Here is a 14240-nt window from a genome sequence, read left to right on the forward strand (position 1 = left end):
ATAAAATTTTACAGGGGAAAATAAAAAAAGACTTGACTTTTGTTAGCAGGTTTTTTTGTACCCAAAACCATCAAACAAACAAAATGGAGGAACGTATATGGAATTTTTCAATCAGGCAATCGACATTCTTAAAATTCTGGTCATGGCTCTTGGCGCTGGTCTAGCGGTATGGGGCGTCATCAACCTTCTGGAAGGTTACGGGTCGGACAACCCTGCGGCAAAAAGCCAGGGTATTAAGCAGCTCATGGCTGGCGGCGGTGTCGTTCTGATCGGCCTTCAGCTTATCCCTCTGCTGTCCGGCCTGTTCAGCTAAATGTCACCCGTTGTCCCTTTTTCCAGAAAAATGGACTTTATCATCGACGCAATCGTTGAATGGCTGAAAGGTCTGCTCGTCGATGGTATCATGGGGAATCTGGACGGCCTTTTCGATAACGTCAATCAAAGCGTTGGCGAGATCGCCACACAGGTAGGCACGACCCCGGCGGACTGGAACGCCGGTGTCTTTTCCATGATACGACAGATCTCCGAAACTGCCATCCTGCCAATCGCCGGGGTCATCCTCACTTTTGTTATGACCTATGAACTGATACAGATGCTCATAGAACGCAACAACCTCCATGAAGTTGACACATGGATGTTTTTTAAGTGGGTGTTCAAAACCTTTGTGGCTGTGATGATCCTGACGAATACCTTCAATATCGTGCTGGCGGTCTTTGATGTGAGCCAGCATGTGATCCAGCAGTCAGCGGGCATTATCCAGAACGGGACAGAAATCACGCCGGATGTGCTGGACAGTCTGCGGACAGAGCTTGAGGCGATGGAGTTAGGCCCTCTGTTCGGACGCTGGCTCCAGTCCTTCCTGATCCAGCTTACCATGATTGCCTTAAACATCGTGATTTTCGTCATCGTATATGGCCGTATGATTGAAATTTATTTACTCACAAGTTTAGCGCCTATCCCGTTTGCCACAGTCCCCAACAGGGAAACCGGACACATGGGGCAGAACTATTTCCGCTCCCTCTTTGCGGTGGGCTTTCAAGGTCTATTGATCTTAGTCTGTGTCGCCATCTATGCGGTGCTGATCCAGAGTATCGCCACCGACGGCGACCCCATCGGGGCGATCTGGGGATGCGTGGGATATACGGTGTTGCTGTGTTTTACCTTATTCAAAACAGGCAGTCTTGCAAAATCCATCTTCGGCTGCCATTAAGAGACTTCGGGCCATGCTGACCCGAAGCGGAAAGGAGAAATCCATGCAGGAAAAAACTGCGGGCGGAACACCAGCCGCCCCTATAAAGCTGGATGTAAGCGTGCGGGTCATCGAACCTGTGAAAAATCTCATGGGCTTTGCCAGCGTGAAATTCAATGACTGTTTTGTGGTGGAAAATCTGAAAATCGTACAGGGCAGCAAGGGCCTCTTTCTTGGGATGCCCAGCCAGCCGGACGGCAAAGGCGGCTATCGGGATATGGCCTACCCTGTCACAAAGGAGTTCCGGGAACAGCTCAATACTGCTGTTCTGCAAGCCTATGAGGCAAAGCTGGAACAGATGGCGGAGCGCGGCTCTGTGGGGCGTGCGTCCATTAGCGACCAACTCAAAGCCGGAAAAGCGGCTGCCGAACAGGCAAAGGCAGAGCGGCCTCCGAAGGAAAAGCCCAGCCGCAGTGCAGAGCGTTGACCTCGGGCCATGCTGGCACGAAGCAGAAAGGATGCGGGAACCATGCCACGCAAACGGACGGGCTATGACGCGGCCTGCTATTACGACGGAAAACTGCTGGGCCGCTGTACCAAAGCGGACAGCGACGCCTATACCCTGTTGATGAACGCCTGCGGCGGGGAGGCCGCCCGTGTTCTTCGGGAATATGCCTATTTTTCCCCAGAACTGAAAGCCATCTTGGAAAAGGCGGCGCTCATGCAGGCGGACCGGAGCCGGACGGGCGGAATGTTCCATGCGCCGAAAAGCTCCCCGTGGGGCGAGGTGCAGAATTGTGAAACCCTCTGTCCGGGGGTGTTTCTGGTATCTACCGCCAGCCACGGCGGAACGATGGGGCAAACGAGGTAGCCGCCGTTCTCTCCCCAGCGGCCAAAAAATGCGGTTTCAAGCACAAGGGCTATATCTGCTATGAGGAGGACGCACAGGAAAGCGTAGTGCTCCGGGAGCTGCTGGACAAAAAGCTGTGGAAAATCCCTGACCGCATTAAGGACAAAGGACAGTTTGAAGAAAAACTCAATCAGTCCATCCGGCAGTATCACCCCGAATACTGGCGGGCAAGGCAGAGCGGACGAGAGGCCGCCGAAGCTGCACGCAGCACAGCCCCGGCCAAAGAGGCCGCAAGATAACCTCGGGCCATGCTGGCCCGAAGCAATAAAGGAGGTGTACCAAAATGGCCTATGTGCCAGTACCAAAAGACCTTTCCAAAATCAAGACAAAGCTGGCCTTCAATCTGACGAAGCGCCAGCTTGTTTGTTTTTCCAGCGCGGCGGCGGTGGGCCTCCCGGCTTACCTGTTTTCCCGTGGCAGTATCGGGAACAGCGCCGCCATGTTCCTGATGATCGGCCTCATGCTCCCGTTCTTCTTTCTGGCTATGTATGAACGGGATGGCCTTCCGCTGGAAAAAGTGCTGAAAAACATCATCCGCACCCGGTTCCTCCATCCCCGGGTGCGGCCTTACAAAACCGAAAACTTCTATGCGCTGCTTAGCGCCAGAAATGAGGCGCAGCCGATTGCGAAACAACAGAAGGACCGGAAAGCGCGCAGGCAGAAAGCCTGAAAAGCAGGGCCTTACCGGCCTGTTCACGAAAGGAAAGAACATTCCCACCACCGCCCAGCAGACCCTCCCTTACCGGGAAATGTACCGGGACGGGGTGTGCCGGGTAGCGGACCGCTATTACACCAAAACCATTGAATACGAGGACATCAACTACCAGCTCGCACAGTCCGAAGATCAGGCGGCCATCTTTGACGGGTGGAGCGCCTGCCTCAACTACTTTGACAGCAGCCTTCCGTTCCAGCTTTCCTTCCTCAACCACCGGAGCCGCCCGGGCAGCCGGTACAGCGTGAACATCCCCATGCAGGACGATGATTACAACAGCGTCCGGTGTGAGTATGTGGAAATGCTGGAAAACCAGATCGCCAAAAGCAACAACGGCATTGTCCGCACAAAGCTCCTGACCTTCGGCGTGAAAGTGGACGACCTGCCCACCGCCAGGGCAAGGCTGGAACGTGTAGAGGCGGACATTTGCGGGAACTTCAAAAAGCTGGGCGTCAAGTGCTGCTCCCTTTCGGGGCTGGAACGGCTGGAACTCCTTCACGGACAGCTCCACCCCGGCAGCGGCTCCCCCTTCCGGTTTTCATGGGATATGATCCCCAAAACCGGGCTTTCCACCAAAGACTTTATCGCCCCGGACAGTTTCGATTTTCGTTTCAGCCGACTGTTCCGGGTGGGGACGACTTGGGGCGCCGCCTCCTACTTGCAGATTTTGGCCTCGGAGCTCTCGGACAAGCTGCTGGCGGAGCTTTTGGAAATGGATGCGGAAATGACCATCACTCTCCATATCCAAACCGTCGATCAGGCCGCCGTAAAATCTATCAAGGCCAAAGTCTCCGACATTGACAAGATGAAGGTGGAGGAACAAAAGAAGGCAGCTCGGTCAGGGTACGACATGGACATACTTCCACCCGACCTTGTAACGTACAGCAACGACGCAAAGACTCTCTTGGAAGATTTACAGAGCAGGAATGAAAGAATGTTCCTGCTGACCTTCCTTGTGGTAAACATGGCCCCGACCCGCCGGGAGCTGGACAATGACCTGTTCACGGTGTCGGGTATCGTCCAGAAATACAACTGCACCTTGAAGCGGCTGGACTTCCAGCAGGAGGACGGTTTTCTTTCCAGCCTTCCACTGGGCCATAACGGCATTGAGATTAAGCGCGGCATGACGACCAGCTCCACGGCCATTTTCGTTCCCTTTATGACGCAGGAGCTCCGCATGGATGGCGAAGCCGTCTATTACGGGCTCAACGCACTTTCCCATAACGTCATCATGGCAAACCGGAAAAAGCTCAAAAACCCCAACGGCCTGTTCCTCGGCGTGCCGGGCTCCGGCAAATCCTTTGCCGCAAAGCGGGAGCTTGTGAACGTGTTCCTTGCCACCCGTGACCGGATCATTGTGGTTGACCCGATGGGCGAATACTCGCCCCTTATCAAGCGGCTGGGGGGACAGGTCATTGAGATCGCCCCGGACAGCCCCCACCACATCCATGAAACCAATGTGGACTTGAACCGCCGTCTGGTATGCCTTGACTTAAAAAAGCTGGGGGCCGGGCTTCGGACGATTGCCATGCTCATTATGCAGGACTTAGTAAACTCGCAGGTGTCCATGAATTTCCTGCGCGGTATCGCTACATGGTGCTACTTCGACGAATTTCATGTGCTGCTCCGTGACCGTCTGACGGCAAGCTATTGTGTGGCAATCTGGAAAATGCTGCGGAAAAAAGGGTGCGTTCCAAGTGCTTTAACGCAGAACGTGAAGGATTTTCTGGCAAGCCCGGAGATCGAGAACATCTTTGAAAACTCGGACTTCCTTGTGCTGCTCTCGCAGGCACAGGGCGACCGGCAGATTTTAGCCAAACAGCTTGGGATCAGCCCCCACCAGCTTTCCTATGTGACCCATACCAATTCCGGCGAGGGGCTGCTGTTCTTCGGGAACACCACCATCCCGTTTGTTGACCGCTTCCCGCAGAACACGGAGCTGTACGCCATTATGACCACCCGCCCGGAGGACAAAAAACAGGAAATGAACCGGGCATAACACACTTCGGGCCATGCTGGCCCGAGGTTTGGAAAGGAGGGATACATCATCGGAAAGAAACCTGACAAACGGAATTTTCAAAGGCCGGGGCCGACGGAGACGGAGGATACCGGGGGCAATCGCCCCGGACCGGCTGAACGGGAAGGGTCTTCCCCCGCACCGTCCCGATGCTTGCGGTTTGAGGACGAGGATACCGGACAGGACAGCCCTTCGGGCCATGATGGCCCGAAGTCCAAAAGCGGCAAGTTTCAAGAGGACAGCCGGAAAAGCCGTCCCTCTGACCGCATGAGGCAGGAGGATGAAGCGGGCGGGCCGCAGGATACCGGCAAGGCACAGGAGCCGGAGGGCTCCGCCGAGAAGGCCGGGAGCAAAAAGGATAAGTACCAGAAAGCACAGGCAAAAGCGGAACACGCCGGGGAAAAGCTGGGAAAGGCTCGGGAGAAACTGGACAAGACCGAGGCAAAACGGGCAGCGAAGAAACCGCCGGGGCTTGCGAAAAAAGCTGTCCGGGGAGCCCGCACCGAAGCATGGTTTTATCTCCACAACAAAATTCACGAAGTTGAGCATGAAAATGTGGGTGTGGAAGGAGCCCATAAGTCGGAACTTGTGGCCGAGGCCGGAGCCCGGAAACTGACCCGGTATGCCAAACGCCGCTGGCGGGAACATCCGGCCCGGAAGGTGGCAAAGTGGGAACGGAAGGACATAAAAGCCCGGGCCAATGTGGATTTTCAAAAGATGGCCTCCGAGCACCCGGAACTTGCCAGCAATCCGCTTTCCCGTGTGCAGCAGAAATGGAAACTGAAACGCCGGTATTCCAAAGAAGCAAAGGCGGCTGCAAAACAGGGCGCAAAGGCCGCAAAGAAAACCGCTGCCGCTTCGGGAACTGCGACCCGTCGGGCGGCGCAGTTTGTGACCCGTCATCCTGTGGCGGTGCTGGTCCTGCTCCTGCTGTTGCTGCTCTGTTTTCTTGTGTCGGCGGTAAGCTCCATCTTCCCCACGCTTGGCAGCGGCCTTGCCAATGCGTTATCCGGCACCTCCTACGCCTCGGAGGATACGGACCTGCTGGGGGTGGACGAGGACTACACGGCGCTGGAAAACGAGCTGGCGCAGACGGTGGCAAACATCGAAAGCACTCATCCCGGCTATGACGAGTACCGCTATTCCGTGGACGAGATCGGCCATAACCCCTATGAGCTGGCGTCCTATTTCTCGGCAAAGTACCATGTATATTTCCGGGAACAGGTGCAGGACGAGCTGCGGGAGATTTTCGAGGCACAGTATGAGCTGACCTTGACGGAGGAAGTCGAAATACGCTACCGCACCGAAACCAGCACCGACCCGGAGACCGGGGAAACCACCACCGAGGAAGTCTCCTATGAGTATTACATCTTAAATGTGACCCTCACAAACAAAACGCTGCCTGCCGTGATCCTGCCGAGGCTTAACGAACAGCAGTGGGAAATCTACACCGTTATGCAGCAGCTCAAGGGCAACAAACCCTATCTGTGGGACGGGATTTACAACGGCGGCGAAGATACCGGCCCCAACTATGAGATACCCGGCGAGGCGCTGGATGACCCGGCTTTTGCGGCGCTCATGGAAGAAGCCACAAAGTACATCGGCTGGCCCTATGTGTGGGGCGGCTCCATCCCGTCCACCTCCTTTGACTGTTCGGGCTTTGTCTGCTGGGTGTACACGGCCAGCGGCGTCCACAACCTGCCCCGTACCACAGCGCAAGGCATTTATAACCAGTGCGCTATCATTTCCCCCTCCGAGGCAAAGCCCGGCGACATTATCTTTTTCACGGGAACCTATGACAGCCCCGGCCCTGTGTCCCATGTGGGGATTTATGTGGGCGACGGGATGATGCTCCATTGTGGTTCGCCCATCCAATACGCAAACATCAATTCAAGCTACTGGCAGACACATTTCTATGCCTTCGGGCGTTTGTGAGCCAGAGGAAAGGAGTTCTTGCATGAACAAGATTGACAAGCTCGATAAGGAACTGGAAAAAGCCCGGGAGAAGGCTGCCGAGTGGCAGGCCAAAATCCGGGAGCTGGAAAAGCAGAAACAGGAGGAAGAAAACAGCCAGATTGTGCAGGCGGTGCGCTCCCTCAAACTGACGCCCGCCCAGCTTATGGCTTTTTTGAATGACCCCAAAAACAGCCTTACCGCTTCGGGTCATACTGACCCGAAGCCGGAGGCACCCGAAAAGGAGGACACAGCCCATGAAGAAAATTAAATACCGCAGGCTGGCGGCGATGGCTGCCAGCCTTTTGTGTTGCCTAATCTTTACAGTCCCGGCTTATGCACAGAGCAGCGAGCCGCAGCCGGAGACAGCCCCCTCCCCGGCAGAAACCGAAGCAGAGCCGGAAACCCAGAACCCCTTTACCCCGGACGGGACGGGAACCGTGGTGGACAACGCCACCGACGAGGATGGAAAGGAGTTCTACACCATCACCACAGCAGAGGAGAGCGTGTTTTATCTGGTGATCGACAAACAGAAAACCAGCGAGAACGTCTATTTCCTCAATACCGTTACCACAGACGACCTTCTGCCTCTTGCTGAACAGGGTAAGGAACCGCCCAAAGAAGTGACCCCTGAGCCAGAGCCAAAGCCCACCGAACCGGTGGAGGAAGTACCGGAACCCGAGCCGGAGAAAAAGGACAGCCCCCTTCTCTCTCTGCTCCTGATCGGTGCGGTGGTGCTGGCCGGCGGTGGGATTGGTTACTATTTCAAGATTTACAAGCCGAAGCATGAGGCCCCGGATTTGGAAGATGATTACTGCGAATATGAGGACGGGGAGCTGGAGGAGATCGCAGAGGAACCCGAGGACGAAGATACCCCGCCGTGGGAGGAAGATACGGAGGAATGAGAATGAATTTTACAAGCAGCCCTTTTGAACGAATGATGAAGGAAGTACCGCACCCCGGCTGGGACAATGACAACCCTTGTAAGGGATGCCGTTACTACAAGGAGTGCAAAGGAAAGAAAAAACAGTGCCGGAAGAAGTTCCGGGCGCTGATTGTGGAGCCCTGCCCTTCGGGCCATCGTGGCCCGAAGTCCTGAATGGACTCCCGGGAGCTGACCCGTGACGAGAAGAAGAAAATCCGTTCCCTTGTCACGGGAATGTGCGCCAACTATGACCGGAAAACGGGCCTGTGCCTGCCGCTGGACTGTGCCTGCTATATGCTGCACAAATGCTGGACAGGGGCGTACTGCCGCTATTTCCGGGAGGCCGTCCTGCCCCTCGCCCCGGAGCTTCTTGCGGCGCTGACCGTGGAAGGCAGTTCCCCGGAGCTTCGGGCCTGTGCAGTCTGCGGAAAGGCATTTTTGCCCGAGGGGCGTCAAGCCTACTGCTCCGACGCCTGCAAGGCCAAAGGGAACCGACGGAAAAGCCGGGAACGCATGAGGAAAATGCGGGAGAAAAGGCCGGGCGGCTGTTACGATTTGCCGCCTCCAAAGGCTTGACATTCCGGGCTTTTTTGAGGGTGTTTCCGGGGTGGGAATATCTTATTACATTCCTCCCCGGTCTGCCCTCTTATTTCGTAACATCCAGCACTTCGGGTCATGTTGGCCCGAGGCACAGAAAGGAGGGATTTCTTGGAGACAGTACAAGGATATGTGATTTTGAAAGCTGCCACCTTTGAAACCGGACACGGCTTTGCGCTGGGGCATAATCCGGGAGCGCCGAGCCCCTTTGTGACCTGGCAGTTTACCGAGGGGGAAAACGGCCATCGGGATTACTACTGGGGCCGCTATGGAACCAGTCAGGCGTGGGCGCAGCGGGACTTTGACCGCCGGGTGGACGACTATCAGCAGTTTTACCATGCGGCGGTCAAGCATACCGAGCTGGGACCGGAGGGCGTTTACCGCTATTATTCCACCCAGCGGCCCGTGGACATAGGAACTTACCCGAAGCCGCCGGATAACCAGCCTCTTTCCATCGTCAACTACGATGACGACAGGCGGCGTCCTGTGGCAGACGGCAGGCTGATGGCATGGAGCGAACTGACCTACGCAAAGCCGCTGACCGAAAAGCAGATGGAGGATTATGAGCTGAAACCAGCACCGGGCAATCCTGACCGGGTGCGCCCATCCATTACTGCCCGGCTCAAAGATGAAACCAGAGGGCAGGAACCCCCGAAGGAACCCGGCCAGAAGCGAAACCATAAAAACCATGAGGAACGATAAAGGAGGATCGCCATGCACGAAAAAGACAACTATCTGAAAACCGCCGAGCTCTCCACAGAGCAGAACTGCAACATGATCGACGGCGTACCCAACAACACGCCCATCCCGCCCACGCCCCCGGAGTTGGACGCAAAACCGCTGGATAAGGTAAAGGAGCCCAAAGAACGCCGGAAAGGCCGGGAGCTGGAACGCTGATGGAGAACCGCAAGCGGAATGTCCATCTGCACGTCATGGTAACACCGGACGAGCTGGCGGCCATCCATGAGCGGATGGCCGAGGCGGGCATTTCCAACGCCGGGGCTTATGTACGGAAAATGGCTCTGAATGGGTATATCCTGCACATCGACCTTGCGCCCGTAAAAGAGCTGATCTCTCTGCAACGGCGCTGTTCTAACAATCTCAATCAGGTTGCCATACACGCACATACCTATGGCGTGTACCCGGAGGAAATCGACGGATTGAAGCGGGACTATGAAAAGCTGTGGGGCGAGGTGTCAAAGGTGCTACGGGAGCTTTCCGAGCTGGTGGCAAAGTAAGACGAGGGCGGCAAACTCCTTAATTGGAGCTTGCCGCCCTTTTTCACTTAGGACCATTATGGCCCCAAGTGACACTAATGAGAAACATCATAATATGATTATATTTCCGCTATTTATGGATGCACAGAGTTTTTCAATGCAGGAAATAATATCTTTGGCTTCTCTTTTTCCTACATTAACATTATTGTGTACGATGTTATTGCGTATTTTTCTATACTTCTTTACTTTGTAAAGAGCTTCTTCATCTTCAGCATTATTCGTGTTTAACAAATTTAGGGATTCCATCAGAGAGATCCTTACAAAGTCGTACTTTCTGGATAAAGTTATTTCTAAAAACCTAAATGCCGCAATAACGGCAGCATTGTATTCACCCTTGTCAAACAGCCTCAAATAATCCTTTTCGGCTTCCGGTTCGTTTTTCTTGCCGTTATTGTGCGCTTGTAAAAAATCATTTAATGTGTCCACAAAATGCTTGTTATCACCATATAAATTATATTTGAAAAGATGTAGACTTTGTAAATCAAATGGCAAACTATCCGATTGATTTTCATCTACAATCAATATAGATAGCTTGTTCTTGCTCATTATGTTTCCTAATTCCCACATAATATTTGCGTTGTTACCAGAGAGATCAACAATGGTCATTGAAGCTTTTGAAATCAGAGCGTCAGTCTTTCGTGTTATAATTTCGCCTGGCATTATAGTTTCGTCTAATGATATGGGAGAAATACCGTTATTGTATAATACAGGATATAGCAAATCTTTAAGAAAGGATAATCTTTGATATGGTGCTGAAATATAACAAAGTCTATTATCCGTCTCTGGCATTTTTAATTCTTCGGAAGCCTTCTCGTTTGTGAACACCATTTGTTCGGGGAGCTTTTCATCAATAACTTGCTTAATCTCAGAAAAAAACTCATCCAAAATATCAGGATAGTCGGCTTTGTCACCCGGAAGATTTATAACTTTAATATTTCTTCTCTCAAAACGTGCTATTTCTATGGGGCTGGCATCTACTAAAACTACATAAGCAGGAGTGCTTAGTTTCCCGAGGCGGGAACCAATAATTTGCCACAGTGTTCTAATATCGCTGTCGTCAAAACTATATCCTATAAGTAATAGCGTTTTAGTAATAAATAGGTTGGATATGTATGTTGATAAAATTTTGTTTTTATCAACATATATATCATAATCGTATTCGGTTATTACCATTCTTTCAGGATGATTAAAATCTCCATGCAGTTTAATAAGTTTAGTTCTTTCATGTGTGCTTATTGGAAGGCGCTCCTCTGAAACTACCATCGAAAAAGGAATGTGTTTCTCATTTAATGTTTGTTCAATGAGGAAATCAAAATTTGTCGTGCAAATAGTATCAAAATAAAGATCGCAAAATGTCCGATGTGTTTTTCCCGGCTTTAGATCATTAACATAGAGTTCTCTTGCCAAAAGTTCAATGAGCTTAGTCCTTGAAAACTCACTTTCAAACAACGATAATGCGTCAATGGCATTCGTATAAGTGTAATTGGGAATGTATGTTGCCACTTTTTTCCCGAGCCCTTCCCAATCTAAAATGCTCGCACCCTCTGGGGCAATAGCATTTTTTGAAAAGCCTGCCCCAACAAACGGAATAACTCTATTATCAATAAAATCTTCTTGTAATGTCTTAGGAATATATTTCAAATATTTTCCGCTCATTGGTATTCCTCCGTTGCCCGCTTTTTAATAATTCTATCTCTTGCGTGCCTGTTCGTCAACTAAAGACTGGGTGTAGTAATACACTGGGGACAGGATTCACTAATCTTTTGCGACATTTATGTCCCCAGGCAGGCATGGTAAAATAGAGATAGAAAGAATAAAGGAGGTTTTGATGATGAAGATACTGCTGAAAATATTGGTTGCGCCCTTCGTTCTGGCGCTGTCCCTTCTGGCGGTTCTGGTGGTGTTTCTGTTTGATATTTGTGCCTTCCTGTTGACGATTGCCTCCGTGATTCTGGCGGTGCTGGGTATCGCCCTCTTTTTCACGCCGACACCCATCGGCGGGATTGTATTTCTGTTCCTCGCCTTCCTCCTTTCGCCGTATGGGCTGCAAACGGCGGCGTGCTCTCTGCTTTGGGCACTGGACGGAGGAAAATTCGCTCTGTATCGGTTTCTGACAAGTTAACTTCGGGTCAGCATGGCCCGAAGCGGGAAAGGGTGGCTTGAGGCCACCCTTTCCTGCTTTATTCTATATCTACATACGAAAAAGATTGCGGGGCAAGTGTGATATTGTAATCTAATAAATCTCGTGGAGGATCAAATATTTCCACTTTTCCTAATTCATAGGCGTATGCTGTTTTGCACCCATGAAAATATTCCCGATATTTTTTTCTGCTAATGCCCGCGTTACTTTTAGTCTGTTCCCATAAGGTGGAGGGAGCTGCACAAATAGTCCCCAGTATTTCAACTTTTGCAACTACTTTCATTACCGGAGATGTGCTATATACAAGTAGAACAGAACTGTTACTGCGTGCTAGCCGTTTACGATATTCATATTTTTTTGTACCAGCCAATATCCTATCAACATATTCTGGTTTTATTGATAATAGAATCGCCTTCAAAATTAAATCCTCATCATTCTACATACTTAATTTCCGTCTCAGAATCGTGCATAATCTGATTATATTGTTCATCACTCAATTTCATAAACGATCTAGGCCCCCTTGGAGCACACACAATGTCATGGTCCCAAAGGTAGCCCAATGTTAATCTTTTGCTCAGGCTTTTGACAAATATAAATTTTAACACTTTTAAATTACGCCTATGATCACGCCAAAAGCCTTTCAATTCTTCGGTAGAAAAGACACTTCGATTCTGACAGATACTAAGCAGTTCCTCCTGAGAATGAATATTGCTAATAATTTCATCCACCATAGCGACTGTTGTAACAACCGAAGTATATTTTTTATTTGAACCTTCGGGGCCTGTTCGATAAAACAGAATTAAATCACCGGGCTTTACACCATTTCCGGGAGCCCACGAGATATAGACCTTTTGTAATGCATACCTATGAGGTTCTCTTCCGAGAAAATCAATTTTATTCTCGTTGTTCAGTTTGGAATCCGGGAGTAGTGTGGTGTGATATTGTGGGAAAATCGGCAAAATATACTTATTGCAATTATACTGAATGTTGGGAAAGTTTTTGCGAAAAGAAATATTATGATCAAAATCTTTCATCCTTTTTACTAAAACTTGTTCTTCTTTCCCGTTTCCAATTTTTACTCCATATTCAGTGAAGCCCCACCTTTTCAGTAATGCAGCCAAAGCGGACAGTTCTTCTCTATCTGTATAGAGTGTTACATAAATTTCGTCAACATTGCGTTGTAAGGCATTGTCAAAAATAATTTTAACAAAACGCTCACCCAACCTAAATCCGGTAGATTCAACTTTAAATGTTCCTACTTTTAATCTGCGCATCGGTTTAAAGGGCGGAACAATATCTGAGTAATTCTCATCGACACCTTCTGTTTTTAAGTAGAGGAATCCCAGTACTTTTCCAGCATCCGTATTACATATGTAAGCTTCTTCATCGCACTTGCGAGCAAACCACTTATCAAATCCTGGATAAGCGATACGGAAACTGTCAAAGAAAGAATCGGTTAAATCAACATTTCCGAAATAGGTTTTTTCAACGGCAAGCATTTTATATTCAATGAGACTTGGGTTTTCAGCCGTCGCTGCACTGATAAATGCATTTATTGAAAAAACTCTGTCACTCAAACCTAGCTTTATAGCTTTATTTCTTAGTCTCCGATCCTCCGTGATTAGTATGTCAACTCTGTTTGAATATACTTCAAACAATAGGCAATCATCAATCATGTCATTTTGCGATTTTTCCGGAATTCCGATCAATTCTAAAAAAGAATCGTCTGGTTCCTTAATGGTTTTGATTACCTCATATGATTCCAGCTTTACCGAAATAGCCTCTTGCGTTTCTGGATCTCGATATTTTTTTATTTCGGATATAGAGTATGGATGGATTACTTTATCATATTTTAACTTATCCAACCATCGAAAAAGGTGGCCAATACTATAATTGGAAACACGCTTGTTTTCTCTATGGATGATTATATTTGTGTCAAGCAAAGCTCTCATAATTTTGGGCCCCTTTCTATATAAGATAAGCAACTCGTAATATCAGTTTCATCAAAAAGCATATGATGAACATAGAGATTACAATTTATGCTTGTAGCAATCTCATGTGCCTTTTCGTGTTCTGCTTTTTGTAAAAGTAAAATTTGACTTTCGGAATACTCTTTTTTATCTCGCATCGACAAATTTTTTATAATTTGTGAGGACGAGGCCTCTAGCAAAAGTATGGTTTCTATTTCCAGATCATAGAACACCCTACTCGGCAAAGTATCAACATTACCATTTATGTCAAATATGCAAAAATGTCCGGCAAGAATAATACTAGGGGTCGATTTCAGAAGTTGCTTGACTTGTGAGGCCAAAATATTCTGATTAGCATCTTTGTCTCTAACCACTTTATTTGCTCCATAAGTTTCACCGTTGACCGCACTAATGAGATCACCGGCAGAAAAATCTGGGATTTTTAATGCAGTTGACAATTTATTACATAATGTGCTTTTCCCTAAACCGTAAGTCCCGGCAACAAATATCGTCCCCATATGTATAACCCCCGTTTAACAATCCTTTATTG

The 14240-nt window shown here is 49.8% G+C and carries 18 protein-coding genes and 1 pseudogene; 15 read left to right on the top strand and 4 right to left on the bottom strand.

Going from position 1 to position 14240, the window contains the following annotated elements; translation table 11 throughout:
• The first annotated feature begins 97 nt into the window (after nt 1-97).
• The 14 genes and pseudogenes from RDW05_RS01375 to mobC all read left to right on the top strand — a co-directional run bounded on the left by RDW05_RS01375 (nt 98) and on the right by mobC (nt 9541).
• On the top strand, nt 98-313 hold the full coding sequence (locus RDW05_RS01375) for a Maff2 family mobile element protein (RefSeq protein WP_016306504.1): 216 nt from the start codon (nt 98-100) through the stop codon (nt 311-313).
• Nucleotides 314-343: 30 nt separating this feature from the next.
• Nucleotides 344-1210, top strand: a complete 867-nt coding sequence (locus RDW05_RS01380; protein WP_307977564.1) for a VirB6/TrbL-like conjugal transfer protein, CD1112 family — start codon at nt 344-346, stop codon at nt 1208-1210.
• Nucleotides 1211-1253: 43 nt separating this feature from the next.
• Nucleotides 1254-1676 carry a SpoVG family protein gene (locus RDW05_RS01385; RefSeq protein WP_117613993.1) on the top strand — a complete coding sequence of 141 codons (423 nt, stop codon included), beginning with the start codon at nt 1254-1256 and terminating at the stop codon, nt 1674-1676.
• A gap of 9 nt (nt 1677-1685) precedes the next feature.
• Nucleotides 1686-2338 (top strand): annotated as a pseudogene (locus tag RDW05_RS11630) (hypothetical protein).
• A 44-nt stretch (nt 2339-2382) separates the two neighbouring features.
• Nucleotides 2383-2769, top strand: coding sequence for a PrgI family protein (locus tag RDW05_RS01395; protein WP_307977566.1), 387 nt, complete (start codon nt 2383-2385; stop codon nt 2767-2769).
• Nucleotides 2687-4810, top strand: a complete 2124-nt coding sequence (locus tag RDW05_RS01400) for a VirB4-like conjugal transfer ATPase, CD1110 family (RefSeq protein WP_374110995.1) — start codon at nt 2687-2689, stop codon at nt 4808-4810. Before RDW05_RS01395 ends, RDW05_RS01400 begins: the two co-directional genes overlap by 83 nt.
• Before the next feature lie 285 nt (nt 4811-5095).
• On the top strand, nt 5096-6763 hold the full coding sequence (locus tag RDW05_RS01405) for a CD1108 family mobile element protein (protein ID WP_374110999.1): 1668 nt from the start codon (nt 5096-5098) through the stop codon (nt 6761-6763).
• Nucleotides 6764-6785: 22 nt separating this feature from the next.
• Nucleotides 6786-7052, top strand: coding sequence for a DUF4315 family protein (locus RDW05_RS01410; RefSeq protein ID WP_005927622.1), 267 nt, complete (start codon nt 6786-6788; stop codon nt 7050-7052).
• The gene (locus RDW05_RS01415) at nt 7039-7686 is read left to right on the top strand and encodes a DUF4366 domain-containing protein (RefSeq protein WP_307977569.1); all 648 of its coding nucleotides are present in this window, start codon (nt 7039-7041) and stop codon (nt 7684-7686) included. The genes RDW05_RS01410 and RDW05_RS01415 overlap by 14 nt, the downstream gene beginning before the upstream one ends.
• Nucleotides 7683-7880: a hypothetical protein gene (locus tag RDW05_RS11635; protein ID WP_173785161.1), complete on the top strand. Its 198-nt coding sequence runs from the start codon at nt 7683-7685 to the stop codon at nt 7878-7880. The genes RDW05_RS01415 and RDW05_RS11635 overlap by 4 nt, the downstream gene beginning before the upstream one ends.
• On the top strand, nt 7881-8282 hold the full coding sequence (locus RDW05_RS01420; RefSeq protein WP_307977570.1) for a cysteine-rich VLP protein: 402 nt from the start codon (nt 7881-7883) through the stop codon (nt 8280-8282).
• A gap of 99 nt (nt 8283-8381) precedes the next feature.
• Nucleotides 8382-9005: a hypothetical protein gene (locus RDW05_RS01425; RefSeq protein ID WP_374110996.1), complete on the top strand. Its 624-nt coding sequence runs from the start codon at nt 8382-8384 to the stop codon at nt 9003-9005.
• A gap of 12 nt (nt 9006-9017) precedes the next feature.
• Nucleotides 9018-9200, top strand: a complete 183-nt coding sequence (locus RDW05_RS01430) for a DUF4316 domain-containing protein (RefSeq protein ID WP_003500078.1) — start codon at nt 9018-9020, stop codon at nt 9198-9200.
• Nucleotides 9200-9541, top strand: coding sequence for a plasmid mobilization relaxosome protein MobC (mobC, locus tag RDW05_RS01435; RefSeq protein WP_012741672.1), 342 nt, complete (start codon nt 9200-9202; stop codon nt 9539-9541). The genes RDW05_RS01430 and mobC overlap by 1 nt, the downstream gene beginning before the upstream one ends.
• A gap of 87 nt (nt 9542-9628) precedes the next feature.
• Here mobC and RDW05_RS01440 read toward each other — a convergent pair whose 3' ends face one another.
• Nucleotides 9629-11236 (bottom strand): SIR2 family protein, encoded by a 1608-nt coding sequence (locus RDW05_RS01440; protein ID WP_307977572.1) that lies wholly within the window; start codon nt 11234-11236, stop codon nt 9629-9631.
• A 175-nt stretch (nt 11237-11411) separates the two neighbouring features.
• Between RDW05_RS01440 and RDW05_RS01445 the strand changes: the two genes are divergently transcribed.
• On the top strand, nt 11412-11702 hold the full coding sequence (locus tag RDW05_RS01445) for a CD1845 family protein (protein WP_374111000.1): 291 nt from the start codon (nt 11412-11414) through the stop codon (nt 11700-11702).
• A 58-nt stretch (nt 11703-11760) separates the two neighbouring features.
• Here RDW05_RS01445 and RDW05_RS01450 read toward each other — a convergent pair whose 3' ends face one another.
• The 3 genes from RDW05_RS01450 to RDW05_RS01460 are packed head-to-tail and all read right to left on the bottom strand — an operon-like array spanning nt 11761 to nt 14208.
• Nucleotides 11761-12138 carry an ASCH domain-containing protein gene (locus RDW05_RS01450; RefSeq protein ID WP_158096690.1) on the bottom strand — a complete coding sequence of 126 codons (378 nt, stop codon included), beginning with the start codon at nt 12136-12138 and terminating at the stop codon, nt 11761-11763.
• Nucleotides 12139-12151: 13 nt separating this feature from the next.
• On the bottom strand, nt 12152-13672 hold the full coding sequence (locus RDW05_RS01455; RefSeq protein WP_307977574.1) for a hypothetical protein: 1521 nt from the start codon (nt 13670-13672) through the stop codon (nt 12152-12154).
• On the bottom strand, nt 13669-14208 hold the full coding sequence (locus RDW05_RS01460; RefSeq protein WP_307977575.1) for an ATP-binding protein: 540 nt from the start codon (nt 14206-14208) through the stop codon (nt 13669-13671). The genes RDW05_RS01455 and RDW05_RS01460 overlap by 4 nt, the downstream gene beginning before the upstream one ends.
• Nucleotides 14209-14240 lie beyond the last annotated feature (32 nt).

Origin of the sequence: uncultured Phascolarctobacterium sp. (assembly GCF_902463975.1) — a bacterium.
Taxonomy (GTDB): Bacteria; Bacillota; Negativicutes; order Acidaminococcales; family Acidaminococcaceae; genus Phascolarctobacterium_A.